24 protein-coding genes and 1 tRNA gene are annotated in these 25490 nt (G+C 41.3%); 11 read left to right on the top strand and 14 right to left on the bottom strand.

Features of this window, described 5'->3' with window-relative positions:
- The first annotated feature begins 321 nt into the window (after positions 1-321).
- The 3 genes from ACNORC_RS12415 (at position 322) to ACNORC_RS12405 (ending at position 1661) form a co-directional block, all read left to right on the top strand.
- Positions 322-395, top strand: a tRNA-Arg gene (locus tag ACNORC_RS12415).
- A 163-nt stretch (positions 396-558) separates the two neighbouring features.
- Positions 559-951, top strand: a complete 393-nt coding sequence (locus tag ACNORC_RS12410) for a helix-turn-helix domain-containing protein (protein WP_418335970.1) — start codon at positions 559-561, stop codon at positions 949-951.
- A gap of 26 nt (positions 952-977) precedes the next feature.
- Positions 978-1661: a DUF2441 domain-containing protein gene (locus ACNORC_RS12405; RefSeq protein WP_418335968.1), complete on the top strand. Its 684-nt coding sequence runs from the start codon at positions 978-980 to the stop codon at positions 1659-1661.
- Positions 1662-1675: 14 nt separating this feature from the next.
- Here the strand turns inward: ACNORC_RS12405 and ACNORC_RS12400 are convergent, their stop codons facing one another.
- A complete protein-coding gene (locus ACNORC_RS12400; protein WP_418335967.1) occupies positions 1676-2620 on the bottom strand; it encodes a DUF5677 domain-containing protein in 945 nt (314 codons plus the stop codon).
- Positions 2621-3097: 477 nt separating this feature from the next.
- Positions 3098-3580, bottom strand: coding sequence for a hypothetical protein (locus ACNORC_RS12395; protein WP_418335966.1), 483 nt, complete (start codon positions 3578-3580; stop codon positions 3098-3100).
- A 176-nt stretch (positions 3581-3756) separates the two neighbouring features.
- On the opposite strand from ACNORC_RS12395, the gene ACNORC_RS12390 reads away from it, so the two are divergent.
- Together ACNORC_RS12390 and ACNORC_RS12385 are read left to right on the top strand one after the other, a co-directional pair.
- Positions 3757-4593: an HAD family hydrolase gene (locus tag ACNORC_RS12390; RefSeq protein WP_418335965.1), complete on the top strand. Its 837-nt coding sequence runs from the start codon at positions 3757-3759 to the stop codon at positions 4591-4593.
- A 136-nt stretch (positions 4594-4729) separates the two neighbouring features.
- Positions 4730-5845 (top strand): fatty acid desaturase family protein, encoded by a 1116-nt coding sequence (locus ACNORC_RS12385; protein WP_418335964.1) that lies wholly within the window; start codon positions 4730-4732, stop codon positions 5843-5845.
- 50 nt (positions 5846-5895) lie between these two features.
- Here the strand turns inward: ACNORC_RS12385 and ACNORC_RS12380 are convergent, their stop codons facing one another.
- Positions 5896-7392, bottom strand: a complete 1497-nt coding sequence (locus ACNORC_RS12380) for a S10 family peptidase (protein WP_418335963.1) — start codon at positions 7390-7392, stop codon at positions 5896-5898.
- A 65-nt stretch (positions 7393-7457) separates the two neighbouring features.
- Positions 7458-8342, bottom strand: a complete 885-nt coding sequence (locus ACNORC_RS12375) for a phosphatase PAP2 family protein (RefSeq protein ID WP_418335962.1) — start codon at positions 8340-8342, stop codon at positions 7458-7460.
- Positions 8343-8468: 126 nt separating this feature from the next.
- On the opposite strand from ACNORC_RS12375, the gene ACNORC_RS12370 reads away from it, so the two are divergent.
- Together ACNORC_RS12370 and ACNORC_RS12365 are read left to right on the top strand one after the other, a co-directional pair.
- Complete coding sequence (locus ACNORC_RS12370; RefSeq protein ID WP_418335961.1) at positions 8469-8966, top strand: SRPBCC family protein; 498 nt, start codon at positions 8469-8471, stop codon at positions 8964-8966.
- Complete coding sequence (locus ACNORC_RS12365; protein ID WP_418335960.1) at positions 8963-9661, top strand: SDR family NAD(P)-dependent oxidoreductase; 699 nt, start codon at positions 8963-8965, stop codon at positions 9659-9661. Before ACNORC_RS12370 ends, ACNORC_RS12365 begins: the two co-directional genes overlap by 4 nt.
- A gap of 55 nt (positions 9662-9716) precedes the next feature.
- Here ACNORC_RS12365 and ACNORC_RS12360 read toward each other — a convergent pair whose 3' ends face one another.
- On the bottom strand, positions 9717-11171 hold the full coding sequence (locus tag ACNORC_RS12360) for a TonB-dependent receptor (protein WP_418335959.1): 1455 nt from the start codon (positions 11169-11171) through the stop codon (positions 9717-9719).
- A gap of 108 nt (positions 11172-11279) precedes the next feature.
- On the opposite strand from ACNORC_RS12360, the gene ACNORC_RS12355 reads away from it, so the two are divergent.
- A complete protein-coding gene (locus ACNORC_RS12355; RefSeq protein WP_418335958.1) occupies positions 11280-12041 on the top strand; it encodes an MBL fold metallo-hydrolase in 762 nt (253 codons plus the stop codon).
- Positions 12041-12538, top strand: coding sequence for a hypothetical protein (locus ACNORC_RS12350; RefSeq protein WP_418335957.1), 498 nt, complete (start codon positions 12041-12043; stop codon positions 12536-12538). Before ACNORC_RS12355 ends, ACNORC_RS12350 begins: the two co-directional genes overlap by 1 nt.
- On the opposite strand, the gene ACNORC_RS12345 is transcribed toward ACNORC_RS12350, so the two are convergent.
- The 8 genes from ACNORC_RS12345 to ACNORC_RS12310 all read right to left on the bottom strand — a co-directional run bounded on the left by ACNORC_RS12345 (position 12535) and on the right by ACNORC_RS12310 (position 21976).
- Positions 12535-13194 carry an alpha/beta hydrolase gene (locus ACNORC_RS12345; RefSeq protein WP_418335956.1) on the bottom strand — a complete coding sequence of 220 codons (660 nt, stop codon included), beginning with the start codon at positions 13192-13194 and terminating at the stop codon, positions 12535-12537. The two genes, ACNORC_RS12350 and ACNORC_RS12345, sit on opposite strands and share 4 nt — an antisense overlap.
- On the bottom strand, positions 13194-13520 hold the full coding sequence (locus ACNORC_RS12340) for a DUF4870 domain-containing protein (RefSeq protein ID WP_418335955.1): 327 nt from the start codon (positions 13518-13520) through the stop codon (positions 13194-13196). The genes ACNORC_RS12345 and ACNORC_RS12340 overlap by 1 nt, the downstream gene beginning before the upstream one ends.
- A gap of 37 nt (positions 13521-13557) precedes the next feature.
- Positions 13558-14817 carry a dihydroorotase gene (locus ACNORC_RS12335; RefSeq protein ID WP_418335954.1) on the bottom strand — a complete coding sequence of 420 codons (1260 nt, stop codon included), beginning with the start codon at positions 14815-14817 and terminating at the stop codon, positions 13558-13560.
- Positions 14814-16739 carry a BatA domain-containing protein gene (locus ACNORC_RS12330; RefSeq protein WP_418335953.1) on the bottom strand — a complete coding sequence of 642 codons (1926 nt, stop codon included), beginning with the start codon at positions 16737-16739 and terminating at the stop codon, positions 14814-14816. Before ACNORC_RS12330 ends, ACNORC_RS12335 begins: the two co-directional genes overlap by 4 nt.
- A gap of 37 nt (positions 16740-16776) precedes the next feature.
- Entirely contained in the window at positions 16777-17970 is a 1194-nt protein-coding gene (locus tag ACNORC_RS12325; RefSeq protein ID WP_418335952.1) for a sensor histidine kinase, read from the bottom strand.
- A gap of 95 nt (positions 17971-18065) precedes the next feature.
- The gene (locus ACNORC_RS12320; RefSeq protein WP_418335951.1) at positions 18066-18830 is read right to left on the bottom strand and encodes a TIGR02757 family protein; all 765 of its coding nucleotides are present in this window, start codon (positions 18828-18830) and stop codon (positions 18066-18068) included.
- A gap of 22 nt (positions 18831-18852) precedes the next feature.
- Positions 18853-19512, bottom strand: a complete 660-nt coding sequence (locus ACNORC_RS12315) for an ABC transporter ATP-binding protein (protein WP_418335950.1) — start codon at positions 19510-19512, stop codon at positions 18853-18855.
- A gap of 22 nt (positions 19513-19534) precedes the next feature.
- Complete coding sequence (locus tag ACNORC_RS12310; protein WP_418335949.1) at positions 19535-21976, bottom strand: DUF5916 domain-containing protein; 2442 nt, start codon at positions 21974-21976, stop codon at positions 19535-19537.
- A 126-nt stretch (positions 21977-22102) separates the two neighbouring features.
- Here ACNORC_RS12310 and msrA point away from each other — a divergent pair, with 126 nt between their 5' ends.
- Both msrA and ACNORC_RS12300 read left to right on the top strand, forming a co-directional pair.
- A complete protein-coding gene (gene msrA, locus ACNORC_RS12305; protein ID WP_418335948.1) occupies positions 22103-22651 on the top strand; it encodes a peptide-methionine (S)-S-oxide reductase MsrA in 549 nt (182 codons plus the stop codon).
- A gap of 45 nt (positions 22652-22696) precedes the next feature.
- Positions 22697-23002 (top strand): hypothetical protein, encoded by a 306-nt coding sequence (locus ACNORC_RS12300; RefSeq protein WP_418335947.1) that lies wholly within the window; start codon positions 22697-22699, stop codon positions 23000-23002.
- Positions 23003-23067: 65 nt separating this feature from the next.
- Here the strand turns inward: ACNORC_RS12300 and ACNORC_RS12295 are convergent, their stop codons facing one another.
- Positions 23068-25320 (bottom strand): TonB-dependent receptor, encoded by a 2253-nt coding sequence (locus ACNORC_RS12295; RefSeq protein WP_418335946.1) that lies wholly within the window; start codon positions 25318-25320, stop codon positions 23068-23070.
- Positions 25321-25490 lie beyond the last annotated feature (170 nt).

The raw sequence follows: 25490 nt of genomic DNA, 5'->3' as shown, positions 1-25490 counted from the left end.
TCTTTCTGTGTAGAAAAGGCAGAAAACCCTGTAAAATGGCTTTATTGTAAATGTAACAGATAATTCGTTTTTTGCAGAATCAGCTCCCCCGCCTTATGCTAATATTAGCAAAGATTTAATAGTACTTTTGGATTCTCAATTAGACGGAAGAACCTTCTAAAATGTGAGTAGTGCCCTACAGAAATAGAGGGGAAATTAAAATTTCTCCTCAACTACATCTCATAAAAACCTGAGATCACAGGAGTTAAGACAGGAGCGGGAATAAAATGTTTATTTTGCTTGTCTTTTTTGAAAACCTACTTATATTTGCACCGCTAAAATGGTCGCGTAGCTCAGCTGGATAGAGCATCTGCCTTCTAAGCAGACGGTCACAGGTTCGAATCCTGTCGCGATCACGGAATTAAGGGTAACTAATTGATTTTCAAATAGTTACCCTTTTTTTATTTCCTTTCTTGGTACGACCAATGGTACAACGCCTAGTATAACAGAAATTTCCTACATTAAAGTTCATTGTTAAGATTTCTTCTTTCTATATTAACCGTATAAAATTGGTTCAGCATGGAATATTGTGAAATTGGGTCTCGAATTAGAGAGTTAGTTAAGGAATTCGGGATCACAAATTACGTTTTAGCAAATGAGACAGGGATAAGTCAATCTAGCATATCAAGAATAACTCGAGGGACGCAGAAGCCCTCTTCAAAAACTGTAAAATTGATTTCAAATTATTTTGAAATTAATGAGAGATGGCTCCTGACTGGAAATGGTGAGAAAACGAGAGAAATTGATACCTCTAGCTCTGGAGGAGTAGATGATTTAATCGCAGAGAAAGTTTTTAAAAGACTTATTCCTTTTATTAAGCGATATCATAAGGAGCAACAAGAGAAAATGGAAGAAATCAAGGAACAAATTCAAAATCTTCAAAAAGAGATAGAAGCTCTAGAAAAGGTTTAATCAATAGATTATAAAAATCAGATCAAATGCATTATTATCATATTCAAAAGATTAAAGGAGAAAATGAGTGGTCTGTTGATCAGATTTTGGATACCAATTTCAATAAGAATAATCCTTTTATAGATGAACTTTTGAGTGGTTTAAATTATAATTACCTAAAGAAAATTGGCGATGAAGACATTTCAAGCTATACGGAGAAAAGGCTTCGAGAAAACAATTGCTATCAAGACTTTGAGAATTTTGAAGATCAAAATAAACAAAAACATTTCCAGTTACTTGAAAATTGTAGTGAATTCGAGGACTTAGCTTATAAACTTGTAAAACTAAATCGTCAATATTTGAAATGGATAAGAGAAGAAGTTTTTGAAAAAGTTAGACTGCAAATCGACTCAAATCTACCATCTAGGAAAAGGGGACTTTGGATTTGTAGAAAAGAAGAACTTCCTAAATGGTGGGATATTTTAGAATCTCCTAAAAAGAAGATTTTTGAAGTTAAGTTGTTGAATGGAAAAAAAATGGAAACTGATGAACATTATTGTGAACTCAAAAATTTATCAATTGAAGAATTTGAAGAAAATGCCCGCCTATATTGGAAAGGAAAGTTTACTGATGAACCAATAAAAGAAATCCTTTTTGAGGGGAAATTTCAGGTTGTAGGGGTTTATGAGAGCTTAGAGGAATTAAAAATTCAAGGTGTTAGAAAATCTTAACCCAAGAAAGGAATTCAATTATGCTTTTTATAATTGAATTTTGCTTTTTCCAAAGTAGTGAAATGTATTTGTCGAAATTTGGAATACCATTCTTTAAAATTTATTTCTTGACCAGGTATTCTTTTAATTACCATTTGATTATATACCATCAGTAAATTAGAAATTGTAATTGAGTATACTTCCGTGCAGTGTTCGAAATCCCTTATTTGAATAATTTGTCCTTTACCATCACCAGCTCTAGCAATTCCTTTGGCAACATCAGTAGTATGTACATTTGCAGAATATTTCCTATAATAGAATTCGTATTCTAAGGACTTTTTCAAATAGTTTGATAATTGTTGAAAATCGGTCGGACCATTAAATAATGAATACCAATTTGGATTTTTGTTCTTTCCTCCTAAATTCTTTGTTCTTAAATATTCTTGGTAAATCTCTTTAAATTCAGATGAACCTAACATTCTTGATTTGGTTTCAATCAATTTTCTAGTTTCTTCCTTGTCAAAAAATTTTGTACTATCAAAGTCCGGATTAAATGCTTGAATTTTTGACTTTAACTCTTTTGAGCTTGCGTTGTCGGAAATAAAACGCTTATTCAATTTAATATCATTTATAGCTTTCCAAACCATATACGATAGAGCTCTTTGTTTCTCATTCTTCTCCAACATATAAAATAATCCGTAGGAATTCTCAATTAGTGTTCGAAGAAGAATTTTACTTGGATCAATAGAAGAATTTTTTACCAATAAAGCTATAGAGTCTCCCAATTCAATAACATTCCTGAAAAAGAGGGCTGGTATATGATTATCTTTTCCTTGTCTTTTGGTTTCCACATCCCATTTAAGAATGTGTGTTCCATAACTCACAACTTCATTTAAATTTTGAGAAAGAGAATCTAAAATCGACTGTAAATTTTCATCCACTTGTGAAGGTAAGATCTCTTCAATCTGTTTAGTATTCATTTTACTAATTTAGGTTTTTCTTTTCTTCAAAGAGTTTTTTGATCTAATTTTTGGTACGACCTCTGTCCAACGGAACGCTTGCGTAAATTGTATTAATTATACTAAACAGATAAGTTTTATTTACAAAAAGGTTTTTTTATAACAATTAAGTATAAAAAACAGATACTCAGGTTGATATTCATGATATAAACCGCCTTCCTGTCGCGATCACTTCACTCACAAAACCACGTCCCAAAGGGCGTGGTTTTTTTGTTTTCCGCAGCACCCGGATTGAAGATTCGAAGGGGCGGAAGGAAGCAAAAAAACAAGGGCGTTAGCCCGTGGTTTTGTAATTGCAACAGTGCATCAAAAAAGGAAGATACATCCTGTCGCGATCACTTCACTCACAAAACCACGTCTCAAAGGGCGTGGTTTTTTTGTTTTCTAGAGTTCCAAAAATGCCATTTTTAAGGCATCTTGTGAGGAAACAAAATAATTTTAACCCGAATACTCCTGATAATTTACTATCAATTTACAGTCGGGACGTTGCTGCAGGAAATAATTGAGTTTTTCTTCCTCTATTTCCTTAGGACTCACCAAGAGGGTTTTTAAATTCTTTAAACCTGAAAGATTTTTAACTCCTTCGCAGGAAACCCCGGTGCTTCCCAAATGTAGCAGTTCCAAACTTTGCAATTGCTTTATATACTTTACAGCTTCATCTGTAATATCAACAGATTTCAAGCGTAACTCTTTAATGCTCTCCAACCGGGTGAGACATTCCATTCCCTCATCATCCAGTGGATTGCTGTCAAGGTCAAGTCTATCAATAATTCTGATCCTGGAAGTAATAAAACAAAGCTCCTCATTACCAAAATCTTCATCCCTGAGATTGAGATGCTCCATCTCTTCCGGAATACTTTTGATATCCTTAAAACTAAATTTCGTTTTCCAGAACCGTCTTTCTTTCTTGCTTAATCTCATTACGGGGTTTTTAGTAGACTTGAAATATTTCCTCTAAAATATAAAAACTGGAAAAAGGAAACCTTCAAGGTTATTTCATGAATTAAAACAGAAAATATTCAATTCCGTACAATTTAACACCTTCAATTCCCGCATTCCGTTTGGCTTAGCTTAAATTCGTAGTCCAAAAAAATATTATGAACTTCTCCAAAATAAAACTGATCGTTAGCGACATGGACGGTACTTTGCTCAACAGTAAGCACGAGGTAAGTCCGGAATTCTTTGAACTGTTTCCACAACTTCAGGAAAGAGAAATTCTTTTTGCCGTGGCCAGCGGCAGACAGTATTACAGCCTTCGCGAACGAATGGAGCCTATTAAGGACGAAATTATTTTCATCGCCGAAAATGGAGCTATCGTCATGGAAAAGGGAGAGCAGAAGCATATTCAGCCCATGCAGCAGGAACAGGTTCAAAAGATCATTAAAGAAGTCAAGAATCTGGGAGGCAAAAAATATCTGGTGCTCTGCGGAAGGAAGCAAGCTTATATCGAGAACACGGATAAGGAGTTTATGGATCCCTTTTTAGAGCATTATGAAAAATACAAGGTTGTGGATACTTTAGAAAAGGTCGAAGATGATCTGATATTAAAGGTAACAATCTGTGACCTCGAAGGGGCTGAAGAAAATTCACTCCCACACGTGGAGCATTTTAAAAAGGATCTCCAGGTAAAACTCGCAGGAAAGATCTGGATAGATTTTAACCATAAGGAAGCACAAAAAGGAAATGCCCTGTCAGCCATACAGAAGATCCACCAAATTTCCAAAGAGGAAACTATGGCTTTCGGCGATTACCTGAACGATATTGAATTGTACGATCATGCCGGAATTGGCTATGCAGTCGAAAATGCCCATCCTGAGGTTAAAAAAGCTGCTGAATTCACTACCAAAAGCAATGATGAAAATGGAGTGGAGGTGATCCTCCGGGAAGTGCTGTCGCAAAGAAAGGTGGAAGCTTTCCAGGCAAAAGATCAATAATATAATGGCAATTCTGAGGAGTTAAGTTCTCCCTGCATTTAACACATATTCACCTCATTTTCAGTAGTATATACTTGCTTTTCATAAAAGGTTGGCGTAACTTTTTATTGCCCTACCAGTTAAGCAAGATATTGCAATGGAACGATCTTTACCTCACAGCAAAGACAGAAGACCTACGTTTCAACTTCCTGTAGAACCTGAATTTCTTGAACTACAGAAGAAGGTAAATGCACTTGTTGATGATCTTGCTGATGAAAAAGATAACTTGATCAGGCTTAAGATCATTCTGTTTCCATTGCTATACACAGGCACTTATGCCATTCTTCTTTGGAAGGGAAGTCTTCCGTTAGTTTTCTACCTGTCTTACATGTTCCTCGGACTTTTCCTGCTACTCAATTTTCTAAATCTTATACATGATGCCGTACACGGTGTAACTTTTAAGCGACACCGGCGCTGGAATCGTATTTTTCTCTACTTTTTTGATCTTTTAGGCGCCAATAGTTATATCTGGAAGGTCAGACACCTAAGGTTGCATCATGCTTTTCCAAACGTGATGGGATGGGACAGTGACCTTGAGCAGAGTCCGCTGGTTCGTATTTTTCCGCAGAGTGAACAAAAGAAGATCCAAAAATATCAGCACCTGTATTTGCCGTTTTTGTATCCGCTTTACCTGTTCAACTGGTTACTGGTACGAGACTTTAAAGATTATTTCAACAAGAACAGGGTGGTGCATGAAGTCGCCAAAATACCTACAGTAGAATATTTTAAACTCTTCCTATTCAAATTTCTTTTCTTGGGGTATTTAATTGTTGTTCCAAAGTTGGTGTTGGGAGTTTCGTGGCTTGCCGTCATTACAGGCTTTATTCTTTTAACCTTGACCGCCAGTATTACTTCTTTACTGGTTTTACTTTCTCCTCATGCCAGTATAGAAAGCGAATTTCCACAGAGGGATGAAAAAGGAAAGCTTCCCCATACATGGTTTATGCACCAATTATTATGTACCAATGATGTGAGCAATGACAATTTTTTTATCCGGTTTTTTATGGCGAGTTTCAATTATCATGTGGCTCACCATTTGTTCCCATACATACATCATAGCTACTATCCGGAAGTAACAAAGGTTCTGGAAGATTTTACTCATCAACATGGATTTCCTTATCGTAAACACAGTCTCAAAACCTCACTTTTGAACCATTATATTTTGCTGAAGAAGAACGCATGGCAAGAAAATATTTTTGAAGAGACCATGTAAAAAAGCCCCGAAAATGTCATTTCCGGGGCTGTATTTTAAGCAAGTATATTTTAATACATAGCAGGTTCTCCCGGCTTAGGTAAGGTCTTCAGAATAAATTCCCTCAGATCATTATTGGCCTTTTTCAGATCTTCATTGCGCAGGTACATCATATGACCGCTCCTGTAGCCTTTGAAATTTAACCTGTCCTTCATTTTTCCGCTGGGATCAAGTTGCCACATTGTGTACTTCGCATTGAAATAAGTGGTTGCCCCATCAAAATAGCCGCTCTGGATCATTACATCCAGGTTAGGATTCTGCGCCATCGCCTGCCGCAGATTTTCTCCCGTATTGTTTCTGGTGCGGTCCCATGGATGAACCGGTCCAAACATGAAATAGGGGAGATCTGTCTCAAAATTCAATTCGTTGTCCAGGTAATAATTAATGGCAGGAGTAAAGGCATGCAACCAGGAAGTAAGTTCGGCATTGTAATCTGGAGAATCTCCGGCCTCTTTTCGATCCAGACCCATGTAACGGGAGTCAAGCCTCCCTACCGTCATTCCTTTTTCATCACGCAACAATTCTTTCCAGAAATATCTAAAAGGCACCTCCAGGTCGTGCTGTAAGATCACTTTTTCCGAAAGTCCGGAATATCGTGACATTCCTGCCGCCAGTTCTTCCTTTTTTTCAGGGTTGAGAAATCCTCCATGAACAAGGGCAGGTAAGAGTTGATTAACGGCATATTGTTCCACTTCAGGTAAAAGCTCCTCCAGATCCCTTTTTTGAAGATCCTGCGGAAGCATTTTATGATACCAGGCTGCCGCGGTAAAATAGGGAAGACGGTTGGCGACCTCTACAGGTCCGTCGCGTTCAATTCCAAGTTCTGTTGGAGAAACCAGAATAACTCCATTTAGATACATCCATTGTGAATTCTGAAGCTCCAATGCAAGTCCCGAAACTCTGGTAGTTCCATAACTTTCCCCGATGAGATACTTCGGAGAAAGCCAGCGATCATTTCGGGAAATGAAAGTGTTAATCCATTTCGCGAGGTAACTCACATCTGCATTCACTCCGAAAAACTGTTCCCGGTCCCTTTTCTTATCGGCATCTTCAGGCTCAATAATTCTGGAATAACCTGTATTTACCGGATTTACGTATACTATATCGGCAACATCAAGAATGGAATAAGGATTTTCCTTTATCCCATAAGGCTGCACCGGGAAACCTTCGGAATCGATTTCAAGAATTCGAGGTCCTGTGTAAGCGATGTGCATCCAAACCGAAGCAGATCCGGGGCCACCGTTAAAAGAGATCACTAGTGGGCGGTTCTTAAGATCTTTTACTCCACTTTTTCGATAGTACGTATAGAACAAACTGGCGGTAGGCTCGCCGTCCTCATTCCACACCGGCTGCATTCCTGTGGTGGCTGTATAGGATATCTTTTCTCCTAAGATTTCTACGGAATGTGTGGTCACTACCTTTGTGTCGACAGGAATTTCGATTTTTTGTGCATTGGCCTTAACGGAGAGCAGGGCCAGCAATAAAAACAACAAATAATTTTTTCTCATAAGTGGTTTAGGCTTGAGCCTAAAAATAGAAAAATCGAATTAAACCGAATGTTCGATTGTGAGAACTAAAAGCGGTATAAAAGACTCACCCCTTTATATTCCTTACCATAACTGGGATAAAAACTAAAATCAGGATCTTCTTTTTTATGCAATTCCGGAATTAATATTCCAGAGAGCGCTCCAATTCCGTAGCCCAGAATATTGTCTGTAAGAAAGTGTTTCCCTGCCTTTGAGCGCAGATATCCTACCCACGCCGGAATGAGAGCGGCAGCAGTCCACACATAAGGACGGGCAGCAGAATCTGGATTAAAATCATTGAAGATCTTGGCAGCGAAAAAAGTAGCCGAGGCAGTCGCCGCTGTATGGCCTGCGAAAAATGACCTTCTGGAGCTGCCTTCACTTCGTTGATCGAATGGCAGGTCTTCATTATAGGTAAGCGGCCGGCTACGATGAATGCTTCCGGCAGTAATGGTGAAGAGGGCACCGGTAGTTGCCATAGATTCCACAAAGAGCAGTGACAATTGCCCGGCATGTCCGCGGTAATCATCTGTAAGCATCATGATAAAGGGAACGGCAAAAGAGCCATAGAAAGGGTAGTAACTCAGATCATCAGCTTCCTTGGAATAACGGCCGGCCAGCCAACGGTCAATTTTTGGCACATCGTCTTTATCAAGCGCCTGCACCTGTGCCTCCGTGAGGGGTTCAATGTTCTGGACCAAAACAAATCCCACGGCATTTAGACCCAAACTGGTACCTAACCAGATTCCATCTTTTTTCCAGCTGGTCTTGTAAGGGGAATCCTGAGTAGAATCAAATTGGGCTATAGTTGAAAAAGAAAGGAACAAACACAATAATAGGGGAGCGAATTTCTTCAGTTTCATAGTTGGTTTTTTCCAAATCTCGCCGAAGTTCCCCGGAATTCCTGAAGGTTTAACCATTTTATAAGACATTTCTGACCGAATTTTAGTGATTCTCTAAGATTTAACTTGATGTATTCCCAAGGCAGGAATAAGAATTAACTTATTTTTGTTTAAATATTTATTTAATAATTTAAACAGTATTTGTATTTTTGAAGTATGAAGATTTATACATTGAAAACCAAACAGCGGTTACCTATCTCCCGGGAGGAGGCGTGGAAATTTTTGTCAGATCCGGCTAATTTGAAAACCATCACTCCAGATTATATGGGTTTTGACATCATTAGCGGAGCCGACCGGGAAATGTTCCCCGGTCAGATCATTCAGTATACTGTTTCTCCGGTTGCCGGAATTAAAACGACTTGGATAACCGAGATCACCCATGTGAAGGAACTGGAATACTTTGTCGATGAACAACGCTTTGGTCCCTATGCTTTATGGCATCACAAGCATTTTATAAAACCTATACCCGGCGGAGTGGAGATGGAAGATATTGTAGATTATAAACTTCCCTTCGGAATCCTTGGTAGAATGGCACATCCTATCCTTGTTGGGCCAAAGCTCAAAGAGATCTTTGAATACCGGAAGAAAAAGCTAGAAGAATTGTTTGGAGAATTTCCGGTGAAAGAAATGCATCAGAAAAACACAGGAACATGAAAAAGAAAATTGTCATAATTGGAGGATCTCACGGCATTGGGCTGGAATCGGTTAAACTACTGGCTAAAGACCATGAGGTGATAGTCCTTGCCCGTACTTCGGAAAATCTGGATTCATTGGATTGCCAGTACCTGGAATTTGATGTGCTGAAAAATGATATTTCAGAACTTGATCTCCCGGAAGAGATCCACGGACTGGTCTACTGCCCGGGAAGCATTAACCTGAAACCTTTCAAGATGCTCCGTCCCGAAGCTTTTAAAGATGAAATGGAGATCAACTTCTTTTCACTGGTAAAAGTGGTGCAGGGGCTGCTTCCGAAGTTGAGTAAAGCAGAACAGGCCAGTCTGGTCTTTTTCAGCACGGTGGCGGTACGGGTTGGAATGCCCTACCATACCAGCGTGGCCGCTGCAAAAGGAGCCATAGAAGGTTTTGCCAAAGCCCTGGCGGCAGAATATGCCCCTGCATTTAGAGTGAATGTGATCGCTCCCTCACTTACCGATACCCGTCTTGCCGAAAAATTATTGTCTAATGAAGGGAAGCGAAAAAGGGCAGAAGAACGCCATCCTTTGCAGAGAGTAGGAGAGGCGGCAGATATCGCTAATCTTGTCACATTTCTGCTTTCGGAAAAAAGCAGTTGGATGACCGGACAGGTCCTGGGAATGGACGGCGGACTTTCAGCAATTAATCCGAACTAAAGGAGGAGCCAAAAATGTCATTTTTGGCCCCTCTTCAATTATATTCCTATTAATATTAAGCTTTTTGAGCTTCTTTCTGTTTTTGATGACTGAAAAGATTGTGCTCTTTGATCATGGAAGTAGTCTTTTCAGGAAGCATTTCTTCCCAACCACTTTGACCTTCAGCGATCATTTGCAGTACTTCTCTTGAGTAAATATCCAGAATTTCTGGATCATAATTGGTGATATCAACCACTTTTCCGTTGTATTTAAAGAACTTGTACAGCTCTTTCATACGTGGATGTACCTTCAGGTTTTCGCTGGTAGTGATCTCTCCTGTTTCCCTGTCTTTCAGCGGATACAGATAAACTTTCAGATCTTTAAAGAAGAGTTTACCAAAGGCTTCCAGAATACCACCACTTAGGTGACGGTAGTATTTTTCATCGAAGATATCCACCAGGTTGTTCACACCCATGGCAAGACCCATACGTTCCTTAGTATAACGGGAGAAGTATTCAACAACCCTGTAATACTCCTGGAAATTGGAGATCATTACCGTCTGGCCAAGTGAACACAGAAGTTCTGCCCGGTCCATAAAGTCCCTTTCGTCGATCTCTCCTTCAGCCCGAAGGTTTGACAGGGTGATCTCAAAAATAACTTCGGTATTATCTTCAGAAACACGGTTTTCTTTCAGGAATAACTCCATGGACCTTTTATACATGTCCATATTTACTTTGGTAACCGGTCTAAAACTTCCCCTTAAAGCAAGGATATTCTTCTTGTAAAGGATCTTCGCCGGCAGTACGTTATTTCCGTCAGGAGCGAACATCACGGCTTCGGTCATTCCGTTCTTGACCAGTTGCAGACTCATCAATCGGTTGTCAACTTTTTCGAACCGTGGTCCTGAAAAGTTGATCGTATCGATCTCGATCTGGTCTTTATCCATATGATCGTACAGATATCTCAGTAATTTCTTCGGATTGTCATACTTGTAGTAAGCTCCGTAGATCAGGTTTACCCCCAGAATTCCGAGGGTATTCTGCTGCAGGCGGGCATCATTTTCATGAAAACGCACATGCAGGATTATATCATTATAATCTTCTTCAGGATGTACCTGGTAGCGGATTCCTACCCAGCCATGACCTTTGTACTTCTTGGCGAAGTCAATAGTTGCAACGGTGTTGGCGTATGTGAAGAATAATTTATTGGGATGTTTTTCGCGGGAAATACGCTGTTCTATAAGATTGGTCTCATGGTTCAGCATTTTCTTAAGCCGCTCTTCAGTGACATAACGCCTGTCATCTTCAATCCCGTAAATAGCGTCACTAAAGTCTTTGTCATAGGCACTCATTGCCTTTGCGATCGTTCCGGAAGCACCACCAGCCCTAAAGAAATTACGTACAGTCTCCTGACCGGCCCCAATCTCGGAGAAAGTTCCGTAGATATTTTCATTGAGGTTTATCCGTAAAGCTTTGCTCTTTATTGAAGGGACATTTTCAAATTCCCGATCGCCCATAATGGTTATTGGCATATCTCTTTTCTTTTATGTAGAAAGTACATTGTAAGTCGTCTTCAAAGGTACTAAAATGCTGGGCAGAACAAAAAAATAATACTTAGTTTTGTGGTAAAATTAAGAGCCGTGAAAGTCACATTTTTAGGTACCGGAACCTCTCAGGGAATTCCCGTCATTGGAAGTGATCACCCCGTTTGCCTCAGTGATGACCCTAAAGACAAACGTTTGCGGGTCTCCGTTCTCATAGAAGTGGAGGGTCATAACATCGTCATTGACTGCGGACCGGACTTCAGGCAGCAAATGCTCTCTAATAAGGTGACACACCTGGATGCGATCCTTTTCACCCACGAACATAGTGACCATACCGTAGGCCTGGATGATATTCGACCTTACTTTTTCAAGCAGGGGGATATTCCGGTTTATGCACATCCGCGGGTTATGAAATCATTGCATCAGCGTTTTGATTACATCTTTGCTTCTGAAAATAAATACCCCGGAGCTCCCAGTGTGCAGGAACACCTTATTCAGAATGAAGTTTTCAAATTCAAGAATATAAACATTACACCTATAAACGTAATGCATAACCGGGTGCAGGTTTTTGGCTTCCGGATTGGAGATTTCGCCTATATCACTGATGCCAAGACCATCGAAGAGGAGGAAGCTGAAAAACTGAGAGGAGTGGATGTGCTTGTTGTGAATGCTCTTAGGAAAGAACCGCATCATTCCCATTTCAATCTGGAAGAAGCGCTGGAATTTATCAAAAAAATTAAACCGAAACGTGCCTATCTCACCCATATCAGTCACCGTCTCGGTTTTCACGCAGAGGTGCAGGCCGAACTTCCTGAAAACGTGTTTTTGGCCTATGACAACCTTCAAATAGAGATCTAATGAGAAAAAGCCTGATTTTATATTTATTCGTTTTTACAGCCTTACTGGCAATTTTCATGTACGTTTCCGGAAGCCGGATGCTGGATGCCAAAGAAGACAAAGTAGCTGCTCTCGAAGAAGAGTTGCTGCAGGCGAATAAGAATACTGATTCAATTTATTCGGAATATAGAAATGCTGCCTCATTTTCATTGGCGTCAAATGAAGAAGCTCTCAGCTACCTTGAGAACAGGGGATTTGATCCCGCTGAAGTTAACGCGAAGGTTGAAGACGCGATCATTAGCCGCAACCGACCTGATGCCGATAATGAGCTGGTGCCTTACGAAGGAATGGAAGGCTTTTTCAGGATCAATAAAGTAAAACTACTCAACCACAAGTGGGCGATCGCCAGTTTTACCGATGGAGCTTATTGGGGAGACCTGTTTATTTCCTACGAGATATTGGATAACGGTACGCTGGAGCTTAATACTGAAAAAGCGGTGTTATATCCGCGGAATTAGAGATGTTCCTGCAACCACTTCAGTAATTCCCTGAAGTTTTGCGGTGCCACGCCATGGCCAACCGGAAATTCCGAATAGACATTAGCAATACCCAGAGAATCGAGGAAAGGAGCAGTCTTTCTTGCCCAGACTACCGGGATAACCTGGTCTGAAGATCCGTGTGAGGAGTAAACAGAAAGGTTCGAAAAATCCCTTTTTTGCCATCCCTTTTTAATGATCCCCGGATTGATATAACCGCTCATTCCGATCACGTTCTTCACCTTTTCAGGATAAGACAGGGCTACGGCAAAACTCAGAATACAACCCTGGCTGAAACCTACCAATGTCACATTATTGGCATCTACCGGATAAGCTTCTATAGCTTCGTCTATAAATGCTGATATTTTTTCGCGGGACTCGATCGCCTGCTCGTCATCGCTGAATTTTCCGCTGGTATTGTCCCAATGGATTGCATACCATGCATGCCCATAAGGTGGCAGGGGATAAGGCGCCCGCAGAGAAAGGATCAGCAATTCATCGGGTAACTCTTCCGCAAAGGAAAATAGATCGGCTTCATTGCTGCCATAACCGTGAAGCATGATGAGCAATGGAGCTTTTTCAACGGCAACTTTAGGTTCGCGAACCAGGTGGTATAGAGATAAGGTCTTTGCTTGCATTAATTGACTGTACTAAACCATTGCTGAAACTTGGGGCCTAGGACAGGAACTTCGGTTCTGTTGCCTTGAATAGCCATTACCAGGCCGCAGCCCCAGAGAACGGCGATAAAGACATAGAATGCGCTGGAGACCCACCAACTGTCAAACCAGGAAACAAGGATACCAAGCAAAAAATAGGTGATATGAATGCCCAATGCCTGCCGAATATGGAAAGAGGCAAACGGATTCTTGGTATCGTTGTTCATAAAATATGCGATGATAGTACCTATAATCGTAAGATATGCAACTATAGCAGCTGCTTTCCCTTTTTCTTCTATTGTTTCCATGACAGTGGTCTTTAGACTACAAAATTACTTTATTCTTTTAACTTTCTGAAGTCAGCAACCTTTCTCCCGAAAGAATTCCGTAGACTTTTCCTTTCAATTGTTGCCCTTCAAAAAGGCTGTTTTTAGAGGTGCTTAAAATATTCGCTTTTTCAAAAGTGTATTCTGCATCAGGATCAAAAAAGCTGAAATCGGCAGGATATCCTTCATCAATAACAGATTCAGGTACATTGAAGCGGCTTTTTCCCGCTGTGAGCAATTTTATGGCAGTTTTTAAGGTCACCAATTGTAATAATGCCCCCAGAGCAGATTCGAGCCCGGTGGTTCCAAAAAGGGCATTATCGAACTCCACTTTTTTATGCTCTACATCCATTGGGGTGTGATCGCTGGTCACCATATCAATTGTGCCATCACGCAAACCGGCCAGTAAAGCTTTTACATCAGCTTTTGTGCGCAGGGGCGGCAATACTTTTGCATTTGTGTCGAATTCCTTCAGCGCATCATCAGTAAAAAAGAGATTATGAATGGCAACGCTACAGGTAACATCCAGCCCTTTTTCTTTCGCATCGCGAATGATATCTACAGATTTTGCAGTTGAAATAGTCGGAATATGCAATTTCCCGCCGGTGTATTCCAGAATATAAAGGTCACGGATGATCTGCAGTTCTTCTGCCAGGGCAGGAATTCCTTTTAATCCGAGTAGGGTGCTGTTTTCCTGCTCATTCACCTGGCCAATTCCAGCAATTTTATCTTCCTGCGGAAAAGACATGACAAGCCCGTCGAAGTTCTGCGAATACTGAAGGGCCAGCTTCAGCATATTGGGGTTGGAAACCGAATGTTTATGGTCCACAAAGGCTATCGCTCCGGCCTGTTGCATATCAAAAAGTTCGGCCATATCCTTGCCTTCGCTTTTACGGGTGAGGGCACCAATAGGATAGAGCGAAACAGCGCTTTTTTCTGCCTTGTTCTTCAGAAAAGCAACGGCGCCTTTGTTATCAGTCACGGGATCATTCCCCGGGTTCAGGGCGATACCTGTAAAACCACTTTTTCCCGCGGTAAGCAAACCATTCTCCAGGGTTTCCCTGTCTTCATAGCCGGGTTCCCCAAAACTCACACTACTGTCAAACCATCCCTGCGATACATGTAAATTTCCGAAACTGATCTCCCGGTCAACTTTTTTAGCCTTTATAGAAGGTGCGATTTCTTTAATGATGCCGTCTTCAACAAGTATATCCATCACCTTGTTGTTGTACGGACTTTCGTTATCAACGATTTTTGCAGATCTGACCAGTATTTTCATTTAAGGAATTTTAGAATAAGCATTTCAGTGAGTAAGAAAATCAAAGCAAAAATAACAAACCATTTCCAAAGCATGTCAACTTCATTGGCACTTTGAATACGGTCAAAAACATCAGGTATATTTTGTACCACCTCCACATTTTCTGAAGGTTTAATTTTTCCGTAGGTAAGATCACTTTCCCGCCTGTCAAGGTTGAAACTCAGCGTATTTACTGCGGAAGTATCCTGCTTCAGAACAAAATGCCCGGCAGTTTCAGGATCTTCTTGAAGAAAAAGCTCCACCTTGTTCTGATATCTTTGTTGCCTCGGAATAAAAGTTCCACGCCTTCCGGAAAGCGTCAGGATCTCATCTGGACCTAATTCAGCGCCTACGTTAATATTTTGTGGCTGACCAACATTATAATAGAGGCGGGGTGGGCTTACAGAAAGATTTCCAATGTTGAAAAAAGTAGGAACAATTAGCGGGGAATTCCTGAAGTTTGAATTCTTTTCATTCAGCGCTGCCGTGAACACAAAAATGTTTTCGCGTTCCAGTAGAAAAGCTTCGCCGCTGTCATATCTCAAAACTGCATTTCCGCCACCGGTAGTGCGATAATAAGATTGGACCTTTGGGTACTGAAAATTCTTCACCCGCTCATCAAAGACCTGCTCATACAACGGGTGTGAAAAAGCGATCTCTGTCACCAGTTTTTCCTGAAGTATTTTTTCTGAAAAAGAAGGGAACCCAGTGTTTCTAAAAAGGTAATTATAGCTTTGTATATCGGCATTTTCAGAAGGGATGACGATCAGGTACACCTGTTCCTCGAGAAGTTGCTTCAGGGAATTGGCGATCGAAGAAGAAATGGAATTCAATTCATTAAGAACCACCACATCTGTCTGGGAAAGCCTGGTATAATCAATGCTTTCCTGTGCAAAACTGCTCACCTCGAATTCCGGTTCGGTGTAGATGCGTTTTAAAAAAGTATCATCGCCTTTCCCAATGATCACCACCTGTACCGGGTCTACTTCATTGATACTGAAATACAGCACGTCGTCAAAACTCAGCCCGTTGTCTTCTATTCGTAAAATGCCATTTTTAATAGGTTCTGCAGGAAGGGTAAAACTGGTCTTTATTTCAGGGGTTTCCTCGAACTTCAGAGTCTTCTTGGCCAGAAGCTTTTTCCCGTCATACAAGGCCACAGGTAATTCATCGGAAAGATTTTCTTCGGAAGCTTTAAGACTTACGGCCAGAGTGTATTCTTCCAATCCGGAGTGTTCTAAAAAGGCGGTATCCAGCGACACATTCCTTAGCTGGTTGGGTTTCATATTCACCAAATAGGTATTGATCCCGGTGAGCGGTTCTGTATTTGGGTCCCGTTGCTGAAAATCGGAAATAGCGATAAAATTCTTCTGATTTCCGGAAGCAGACGAAAAGCTGTTCCGGGCCTTCAGCAAGACCTGGTTAAGATCGAGTTGTCCCGCTGAATAATCTAGTTGCTGAAGCGTTTTCCGAAGCTCTGCTCCGCTTACATTCTTCACTTCGCTGTCATTCGTAAAAAGAGTTACTGTTTCTTCTTCAGGTATATTTTCAAGCAGGTCCTGAATTCCCCTTTTTAAAAGGACACCATTTTTACCTTTCGCCTGCATGCTATAGGAATTATCGAGATAGATAACTGTTTCTTTCTTTTCAAAAGCGGGTGCTGCTGAAGGAAAATATGGCTGCGCAAAAGCCAGGATCGCACTGGCCAATAGCAGAAGCCGGGTAAAAAGTATGAGATATTTCTTGAGTTGAGAGCTTTTACGGGTCTGTAAAACAGCTTTTTTGAGGAATTTTACGTTGGTAAACTCCTGGGGCCGGAATCTGCGTAACTGAAAAAGATGGACGAGGATGGGGATGATCAGTAAGAACAGTGCATAAAGAAGTTCTGGATTTTTAAACTGCATTCCCCGGGTTACTTTTAATCAAATGTAAGAAAAGAGCTTAGGACCACCTTTTAATTTTGAATTTAAAATTACTTCCTTCCCCGGGTTGGGATTCAACTTCTATATCGCCGCCCATATGTTGCACCATTTTCTTCACCGTGGCAAGCCCAATTCCACTGCCGGGATTACCGTCGCGGTCGTTCCCATCAAGGGTTGCAAAGAGATCAAAAATGTGATCTAAACTTTCCTTTGGGATCCCGTCTCCGTTATCCCTTACTTCAAAAAAGTAGAATTTCTCTTCAGGTCTAAAAATGACATCTACTTTTCGGTGTTCCTTGTGATTGTACTTCAGGGCATTGCTGATCAAATTCAGGAAGATCTGAGAAAGAGCGGCTTTATTTACCTTTTCCAGATGCCCGTAGGTAGGGTAGGTGATCTCTACGTTGGGAATTACGGAATACAGTTTTACTATATTTTCAAAAAAGCTATTAAGATCAACATCTTCCTCTTCTTTTTCCAGGATCTTTTCACTGCGGTAGAATATCAGCAATCCGTCAACATAGTTCCTTAGGCTATGGGAAGCCTGAGAAAGGAAGTCAAGATACTGACGGGTCTCTTCATCAAAGTTTCCTTTATTTTCTTCCTTCAGGAGGTCTGTAAGGGAAATAATATTCGCCAGGGGTGATTTAATATCGTGAGAAACCACGCTGGCAAACTTTTCCAGATCGGAATATTTCTGTTCCAGGTTATTCTGTACGCGTTGGAGTTCATTGTTCTGCTTCCGGAAAGCTACCAGATTCAAAACCTGCTCGGCCAGGATCTTTAGAGCCATCTTCTGATTGTTGTCCAGCACCTTTTCCTGATGATCAAAAACCAGTAAAGCGCCCAGTTTCTCTCCCTGCGGAGTAAACAGAGGCACTGCTGCGAAAAAGGTGAGATTGTCAAAAGGTTTGCTGCTAAACCGAATATCTGTGGAAAGATCGGGGACAATCAAAAGATCGCCCTCGTCCAAAACAACCTGCCAAAAATTAGTGTCTGAGGGAACATCTTCTGCCTCAATACCCACGGCAGCCTTGACATAACTGCTGTCACCTTCCACTACTTTAAGGATCGCAATAGGAGATTCACAGATCTGGGTAGCTAAAAAAAGTATATCGGTATAATCCTTTTTAGGAGCTGTTTTAAGAATATGGAATTCCTCAGACAATGGTGGATTGAGATCTTCATACTCCTGGAAACGGGAACTTGGCATAATTAATTATCTACCTGTTATAGGCTAAAGATATTAAATATGCATTAAAGTAATAGATTACCTTAATGATTTTATGGGTTTTTAGTAAATATTGCTTAATATTTCTCAAATACCCCTAAGCCGAAGAGGGCATAGTCATATTTCACAGGATCATTGGGGTCCAATTTCCGCAGACTGGTATCCAACTCCAAAAGTGCCTTCGCATCATTTTGCTTTCGCTTCAAAAGTCCGAGTTTTCTGGCAACATTTCCGGAGTGAACATCTAATGGGCAGGACAGTTGTGAGGGGGAGATCCTTTTCCATATGCCAAAATCCACATTTCCGGCATCTTCCCGTACCATCCACCGCAGGTACATATTGATCCTTTTTGCCGCTGAATTCTTAAGCGGGTCGCTCACATGTTTCTCGGTACGTTGCTCGTGCGGAAGCTCAAAAAATATTTTCTTAAACTCGTGAATGGCAGGCTGTAAAGAACCATTATCTGAATAATTACTGAAGATGCTTTCCAGGCCGCCATGTCTGCTATAAATATTCCGAAGGGCGGTTACAAAATAAATCAAATCGGTTCCGTTGAATGTGCGGTGAACAAAATTCTGAAGCCCTTCTAGATCTTCTTCGGAATGATTCATTACAAAATCAAAAGGAGCATTCCCCAGCAGCTCCATCATAGAATTCGTGTTCTTCAGAATGCTTTTTCTATTTCCCCAGGAAATAACGGCGGTTAGAAAACCGGAGATCTCAATATCCTCTTTTTTAGTGAACTGGTGCGGGATCTGCACCGGGTCAGTCTCAATAAATTCAGGTGTATTATACTGTTCGACCTTAAAATCAAGGAATTCTTTTAATTCTGAAGGTTTCAAAAAAAGGGAAATTTTTGTTCGGTTATAAAATCTTACCGTCTACCATAGTCAGTTTTCGGTCTGCCATGTTAGCCAGTTCTTCGTTGTGTGTAACGATTACAAAAGTCTGGCCAAATTCCTTCCGCAGATCAAAGAAGAGCTTGTGTAGATTCTCTGCCGATTCACTATCGAGGTTTCCGGAAGGTTCATCGGCAAAGATCACCCCGGGATTATTGATCAATGATCGTGCTACCGCCACACGCTGCTGCTCGCCACCACTCATTTCTGACGGTTTATGATGCGCCCTATTCGACAAGCCCAAAAATCCCAGAAGTTCGTTTGCTCTTTGTTCTGCTTTTTCTTTAGGAGTATTATGTATGAACGCCGGAATACAAATATTCTCTAATGCCGTGAACTCAGGTAGTAATTGGTGGAATTGAAAAATGAAGCCGATGTTCTCATTCCGGAAGCGGGCGATCTCCTTTGAAGAGAGGGAATTCACATTAATACCGTTGACTTCAAGCCCGCTGCCATTCCAGCGATCGGGCTTCTCAAGTGTACCCAGGATCTGCAGTAAAGTAGTCTTTCCGGCTCCCGAAGCGCCCACAATAGAAACTATTTCGCCTTTGCCAATGTGCAGGTCAACTCCCTTAAGTACGTGGAGGTCGTTATAAGTTTTGTGGATACTACGTGCTTCGATCATTTACTAAAGTTCTACTGCAATATTAGCTTTTAATTACATTTTTCATGGTATTATAGTCCAAATAATAGACTACCCGCAGGGAAAGATTATGTCTCGCCGGCTCCTGAAAAAGGTTTTCAAGACTGTTTAAATAATTCAACTCACTTTGTTTATCAAGATTGAAAATGGAATTTCGATAGAGCAGGATCATCTCACTACCAGGGGCAAAGCGCCATTGGTAGCTAAGGTCAAGATTCCAGATATTAAAATTAGCATCAGGATCATTGTCTTCAGTAACCACATAGTTGAACGGAGACAAATTCCCTTCTTCTCCCAGGCTTGTAAATTCATCATCTGCAAAGGTAGCAGCTGACCAGAAGTTACGGAAACTCAGGTTGAGAGCCGATCTCGTATTGAAATTATAGGTTCCCTGCAGTGAATTTTCTACACTTTCGATGTCCCTGCTTCCAAAAATGATATTCCGCGGAAGAAGTTCAACAAAACTGTCCCGATTGTTCTCCTTTTTGTAATTGAACGAATAGATGAGCAGAAAATGATTGCTGAACCTAAATCTTGGCTTCACCCGCAACCTGATCTCGTCGTTATTATTTTCAAAGAACTGGCCATAATTAAGACGTATGTCATACGCGAATTTCTTCCGGTAATCTGAAGAAACCCAGGCTCCCACGTCGGCACTTTCGGGATATTGAATATACCTGCCTTCTTTTCGGGGTTCAAAAAAGTCCTTAAACTTCGTATTTGCCTCCAGAGAACCTCCAAAAGCAAAGCGTTCGCGTGTCACACCAAAGAAACTGGACCCAATTCCGGAGCCCACAGTGACATCCGGTTGGTACCTGCGTCGATGATTTCCGTAGACCTGAACACGGTATTGATTAAAAATTCCCTGCGGCTTGAAAGTTCGATACGAAGTTTCCCAGAAAAAGTTGTTATAGTTATTGGTAAAATTGACACCTAGATCATTAATATCAAAGGTCTCATTGGCAAACCGGTGTCTGACACCATACCTGAAATTTCCCTTTGTGCGTTCAAAAGCCAGAGTGGAAGAAAATCCGGTCTTATTCCTGTCCGGGAGATTCACCCGACTCATCTTTGCTTCTCCGGAAAAATTAAAGGAGCTGGAGTTGTTATATACGTCAAAAAGGAATGCTGAGACATTCCCATCCCTGAAATTCCCTTCTCGAATAACATTGGTATTGATCACAGAAACCGAAGATTTTTGGTCGAATTGCTGATCAAGCACAAAGATATTATAGTTGGTAAATGGCTCGGTCACCACCTTCCGTGTTTCTCCGGTTTCAGTATTCCTTAATTCAGCCTTCGTTTCTTCAGTAATGGCATTGAAGAAACCTATTCCCAAACCGGTTTCGGTCCTTCCGGAGATTTTAAGGGCATTCAGCAGGTTTGTTTTTTCAGGATTAGAAATGATCTCTTCATTCTCCAGTTGCTGATCCTGTACCTCATTGAACCCGGTGGGGGTATCACCAATGCGGCGGGAATAGAAGAGATTTCCTTTCGTGAACAGTTCGGTTCCTTCCGTAAAGAAGGCGCGGTTTTCCCCAAAAGTCTGCTCAAAAGGTCCCAGGTTTAGCTCTACCTCATCATAAGCAGTTTGACCGAAGTCGGGCACAAGAGTTGCATCCAGAGTAAAAGCATCACTAAGGCCGTATTTAAGGTCCATTCCTGCGTTAAAAGCAGTACTGGTAGTCCCATCGTATTGATCTACTTCTCCCGACAGGTAAGGATATAAACTAAGTCGCACCGGCGGATTTACATTGCTGATACCTTTTAAAAGTCCATTATAATGTGTTCCTTTTCCAACAGATTTATCTATATAATTCCAAACATAGGATTCATTGCGGGAACGTATCTCTCTTCCCATCTGCAGTCCCCACAGTTGCTGGTCTTTTTCAGGAAACCGGAGGGCAGAGTAAGGAATTCTTAATTCGGCAAACCATCCATCCTCATCAATACTTACCTGTCCTTCCCACACCACGTTATAGGCAACATCTTCACTGTTTCCCTGTATCTTTGCATCAGCCAGGGTGCCGGCAGCGGTAATTATAAAGCGGGTCTGGTTCTCTCCGTCATTATAGGTGTTAATATCAACGATAAAAGCATCGGCTACGGGAATGTTGTCACGTTGTGCAAACTGCCTCCTGATAGTTGAAGGATCATCATCGAACATGTAAGCCCCTATATAAATAGCTTCATTTGTATACCCAATTTTCACCTTCGTTTGATGCGAAGCAGGTGCAGCCTCCCCGTCTCCGGGTTCGAGCATTACAAAATTAGAAGTTTCGGGAATGGTTCGCCATATGTCTTCATCCAGAATTCCGTCAATTTCAGGAGTTTCTGTGATCCTTGTCGCTGTATAACTTCTTTTCTCCGGAAGTGCTTCCTCCTGCGAATAGGAGCAAAGACTTATGAGCAGGAAAAGGGCTAAAAAAGACTTTTTGAAGGGCATTTATTATACTATTATTTGTTGTGATAAGGGGGATTGCAATGTTACACAAGAAATACAACTTCTGAAAGTAGGACGTGCTGTAAATTGTAGAATCCTCAAATTTTCGCTACTTTAAAACAAAAAACTATGGAAAACAAAAAAGTAGAGGTTGCCACCTTTGCCGGTGGTTGTTTCTGGTGCACCGAAGCAGTCTTTCAACGGGTAGCCGGAGTAGAAAAGGTAGTTTCCGGTTTTACCGGAGGAAATATTAAGAATCCGGCATACCGGGAGGTAATTAGCGGAAGGACCGGCCATGCAGAAGCCATACAGTTGCATTTTAATCCGGAGATCGTCTCTTACGAAGAGTTATTGAATATCTTTTTTAGCACCCATGATCCAACCACTCTTAACAGGCAGCAGAACGATGTTGGAACGCAGTATCGAAGTGCGGTCTTTTATCATTCCGAAGAGCAGAAAAACACCGTGCAAAAGGTGATAAGGCAGCTGGAGGAAGAAGAAGTGTTTTCAGATCCAATTGTAACCCAAGTGGGGGAAGCAAAGGAGTTCTATGAGGCAGAAGAGGAACATCATAATTACTATAATAGCCACCCCGAACAACCCTATTGCAGAGTGATCATTGATCCTAAAGTGCAAAAACTGCGCAATAAGTTTGCAGACAAGCTAAAGACAGCCTGACGAAAAGTGGCACTTTTCTTGCTTTATCTAAGAAAAAAGAAAAAAATGATCACATCAAAAAAGAGATTACTGACCAAGGGTTTATTTTATGATGCTATTGGTATGGCGACAATTTCGATTCCTCTTGTAGGTCCTTTTTTAGACCTGTTCTGGGCGCCCTATGCTGCCAAAAAGATGAGTCAAATGTATCCCGGCCGCAATGGTAAAATAGCATCTGTTCTGGTATTCTTAGAAGAGATCCTCCCATTTACTGATGTCATTCCCACTTTTACCTTAATGTGGATCTATACTTTTGTATGGAAAAAGGCTCCTGTTATGCAGGGGCAGGTAATAGAGGTGGAAGCCAGATAATTGATGATCCAATAAAATAAAAGATCCTGAACCCGTTCGTTCAGGATCTTTTTTGTTTTATAACACTAAAGAGATATTCTGGCGCTCAACATTATATTCCTTCCCATATTTGGAATTCCGTCCTGCTTTAGGCGGGAAAGGTGAGAGATATAGGTTCTGTTCAAAAGGTTGGTGCCACTTACCTGAAGCTCCAGGGCACTTCCACCTAAGAGAAGAGTTGTCCCCATTCCGGCATTTAGCAGAGAGTAACCTCCTGTAGGAGTTTCAAATTCTCCGGTTCTATTCTGATCAAAAACGGTTTTAAGGCTCAGAAAGGCAAAACTATCCGCAAAGGAACTCCTCAATTTCGGAAACTCCACTCTGAATGTATTGAGAATAGAAGCTCCCGGAATTAAAGGTAGCGCCTGACCGTTATCCCGTTCCCCCAATACCACGTCAAAACTGCTCTCAAAATGCAACCAGTCTACCGGATGTGGATGTAAGTGAAACCCTGCTTCGCCTCCATATAATTTTGCATCATTTTGAATGTATTGAAAAACAAGATTTTCCTCTCTAATTTCTCCTGTAGGCTCAAGATATATGTAGTTGTTCAACCGGTTAAAAAAGGCATTGGTGAATACCTCAAGGTGCTGGTTTCTATATTCCAGAGACACATCTATCTGGTAATTCTGTTCATTATCCAGTTCCGGATTACCGATTTCAAACCTGTTTGCCCCACTGTGTGTACCATTGGAAGTTAATTCGGCAAGGTTTGGAGCTCTAAACCCACTGGAAAGGTTTAGCCTTGCTGTAATTTGCTCATCAATATCGTATTTAATACCCAAAGCCCCATTGTAGCTGTCGAATCGCCGGTCTATGGGAGCAATGAACTCTTCGCTTCCCTCCAGCCCGGCAGCCTTACTGTCGATCTGTCTGTGGTCATATCGCAAACCAGCCTGAAAATCGGCCCGTTCTAAATGATAATGGGCAGTTCCCAGAATTCCGAAGTCATTTACAGAAGCATCGGGGATCAGAATCTCTTCTCCCAGGTTTGTATTTGTTTGAAACATACCCTGGATCCCAACAATAGTCTCAAAATTTCCCTTTTTTGGGAAGTTATATTTCAGATCGTAACTCAGAGTTTCCAGGTGCATTTGAAGAGCCGGGGAATCTGCTTCGCCTTCTTCGGAATGTTCTTCCTCATGCTCATGTTCATGTTCCTCTTCAAACTCCTTCCGGTTATTAAAAAGATAGCCAAGCTTCAGATTAAAACTTGAATTTTTGAAATAATAAGAATTATCAAGACTGAGTATATGGTTTTGAACCGACTGATAAGGCAGTTGTGGATCTCTAGACGTCGTTTGCTCCCCAATCTCCTCCGGGATTCCAAGCTCACTGCTGTTAAGATTATACCGCAGATCAGCTTTATAGGAATCATTCCTAAAGCCTATTCCGGTCTTTACGTCAGTTTCATTGTAACGGCTGTTGGTCACCCGTTGACCGGCACCGGTCTCGTAATCACTATGAGCCGCGTAATTTCCTCTCACCAAAAACTTCCACTGGTTTCCGGAAGTTTTAAAACCGACATTAGCTTCGGCTCCAAGAGTATTAGAATAGAAAATAGCCTTACCATCTACAGAAGTGCTATCTGCCAAAGCATATTTTTCGGGATTCAGATATAACACTCCACCAAGGGCATCACTTCCGTAGAGCAGGGATGCAGGTCCTTTAATCACTTCCACGCTCTCCATACCCGAACTACTCAGACCGAGACCGTGTTCATCTCCAAATTGCTGATTTTCCAGGCGGACACCCTGGCTATAAACCAGTACCCGGTTTGAGCTGAGACCCCGAATAACAGGTTTTCCAATTCCGGCTCCGGTCGTAATGGTCTCTACCCCAGCAATGCTGGAAATACCTTCTGCAAGGTTCAGCGCTCCACTGCGGGTAAGTTCTGTGACCGTGGTGCGTTCCACCTTCATCACATTATCGCTCTGCAATTGGTGAAAAGGAGTGGAAATAATGACTTCCTCAATTTCAATTGCAGTAGGAGAGAGGCGCACCACCAGGTTTTCTAATAAAGGCAATTCAATTTCGACATTTTTGGTACCGTAACCAAGGGAAGAAATTAGCAGATTATGTTTGCCCTCCGGAATATTTTCCAAAATAAATTCTCCGGAAATATCCGAAATACTTCCTTTTTCAAGCTTTGATATATATACTGAAGGCCCAATAATTGGTTCTCCGGTGGTGGCATCAAGAACAGTCCCTTTAAGGTTTTGTTGTCCATAGGCCAGTGCTGCTGAAAGGCTCAACAGCAAAAAAATGATCTTTTGCATAATTTTATTTTAAGTACGTAAAACAGTATTTTCTGAAAGGATTCAAGAAAGAAAAACTGACGGAGGCCCGCGCAGAAGAAAATCATGCGTGCGAGAGGTACTTAAAAATTGATAGGTCCTTAAAATTTCACTGTTGGAAATTTCTGCGGTAAAAGGAGTGAAGCTGAGAA

The sequence above is a fragment of the Salinimicrobium soli genome (assembly GCF_048323655.1).
Lineage (GTDB): Bacteria > Bacteroidota > Bacteroidia > Flavobacteriales > Flavobacteriaceae > Salinimicrobium > Salinimicrobium soli.
The sequence above is the reverse complement of the archived record's forward strand: the minus strand, read 5'-3'. Positions and strand labels throughout refer to the sequence as shown.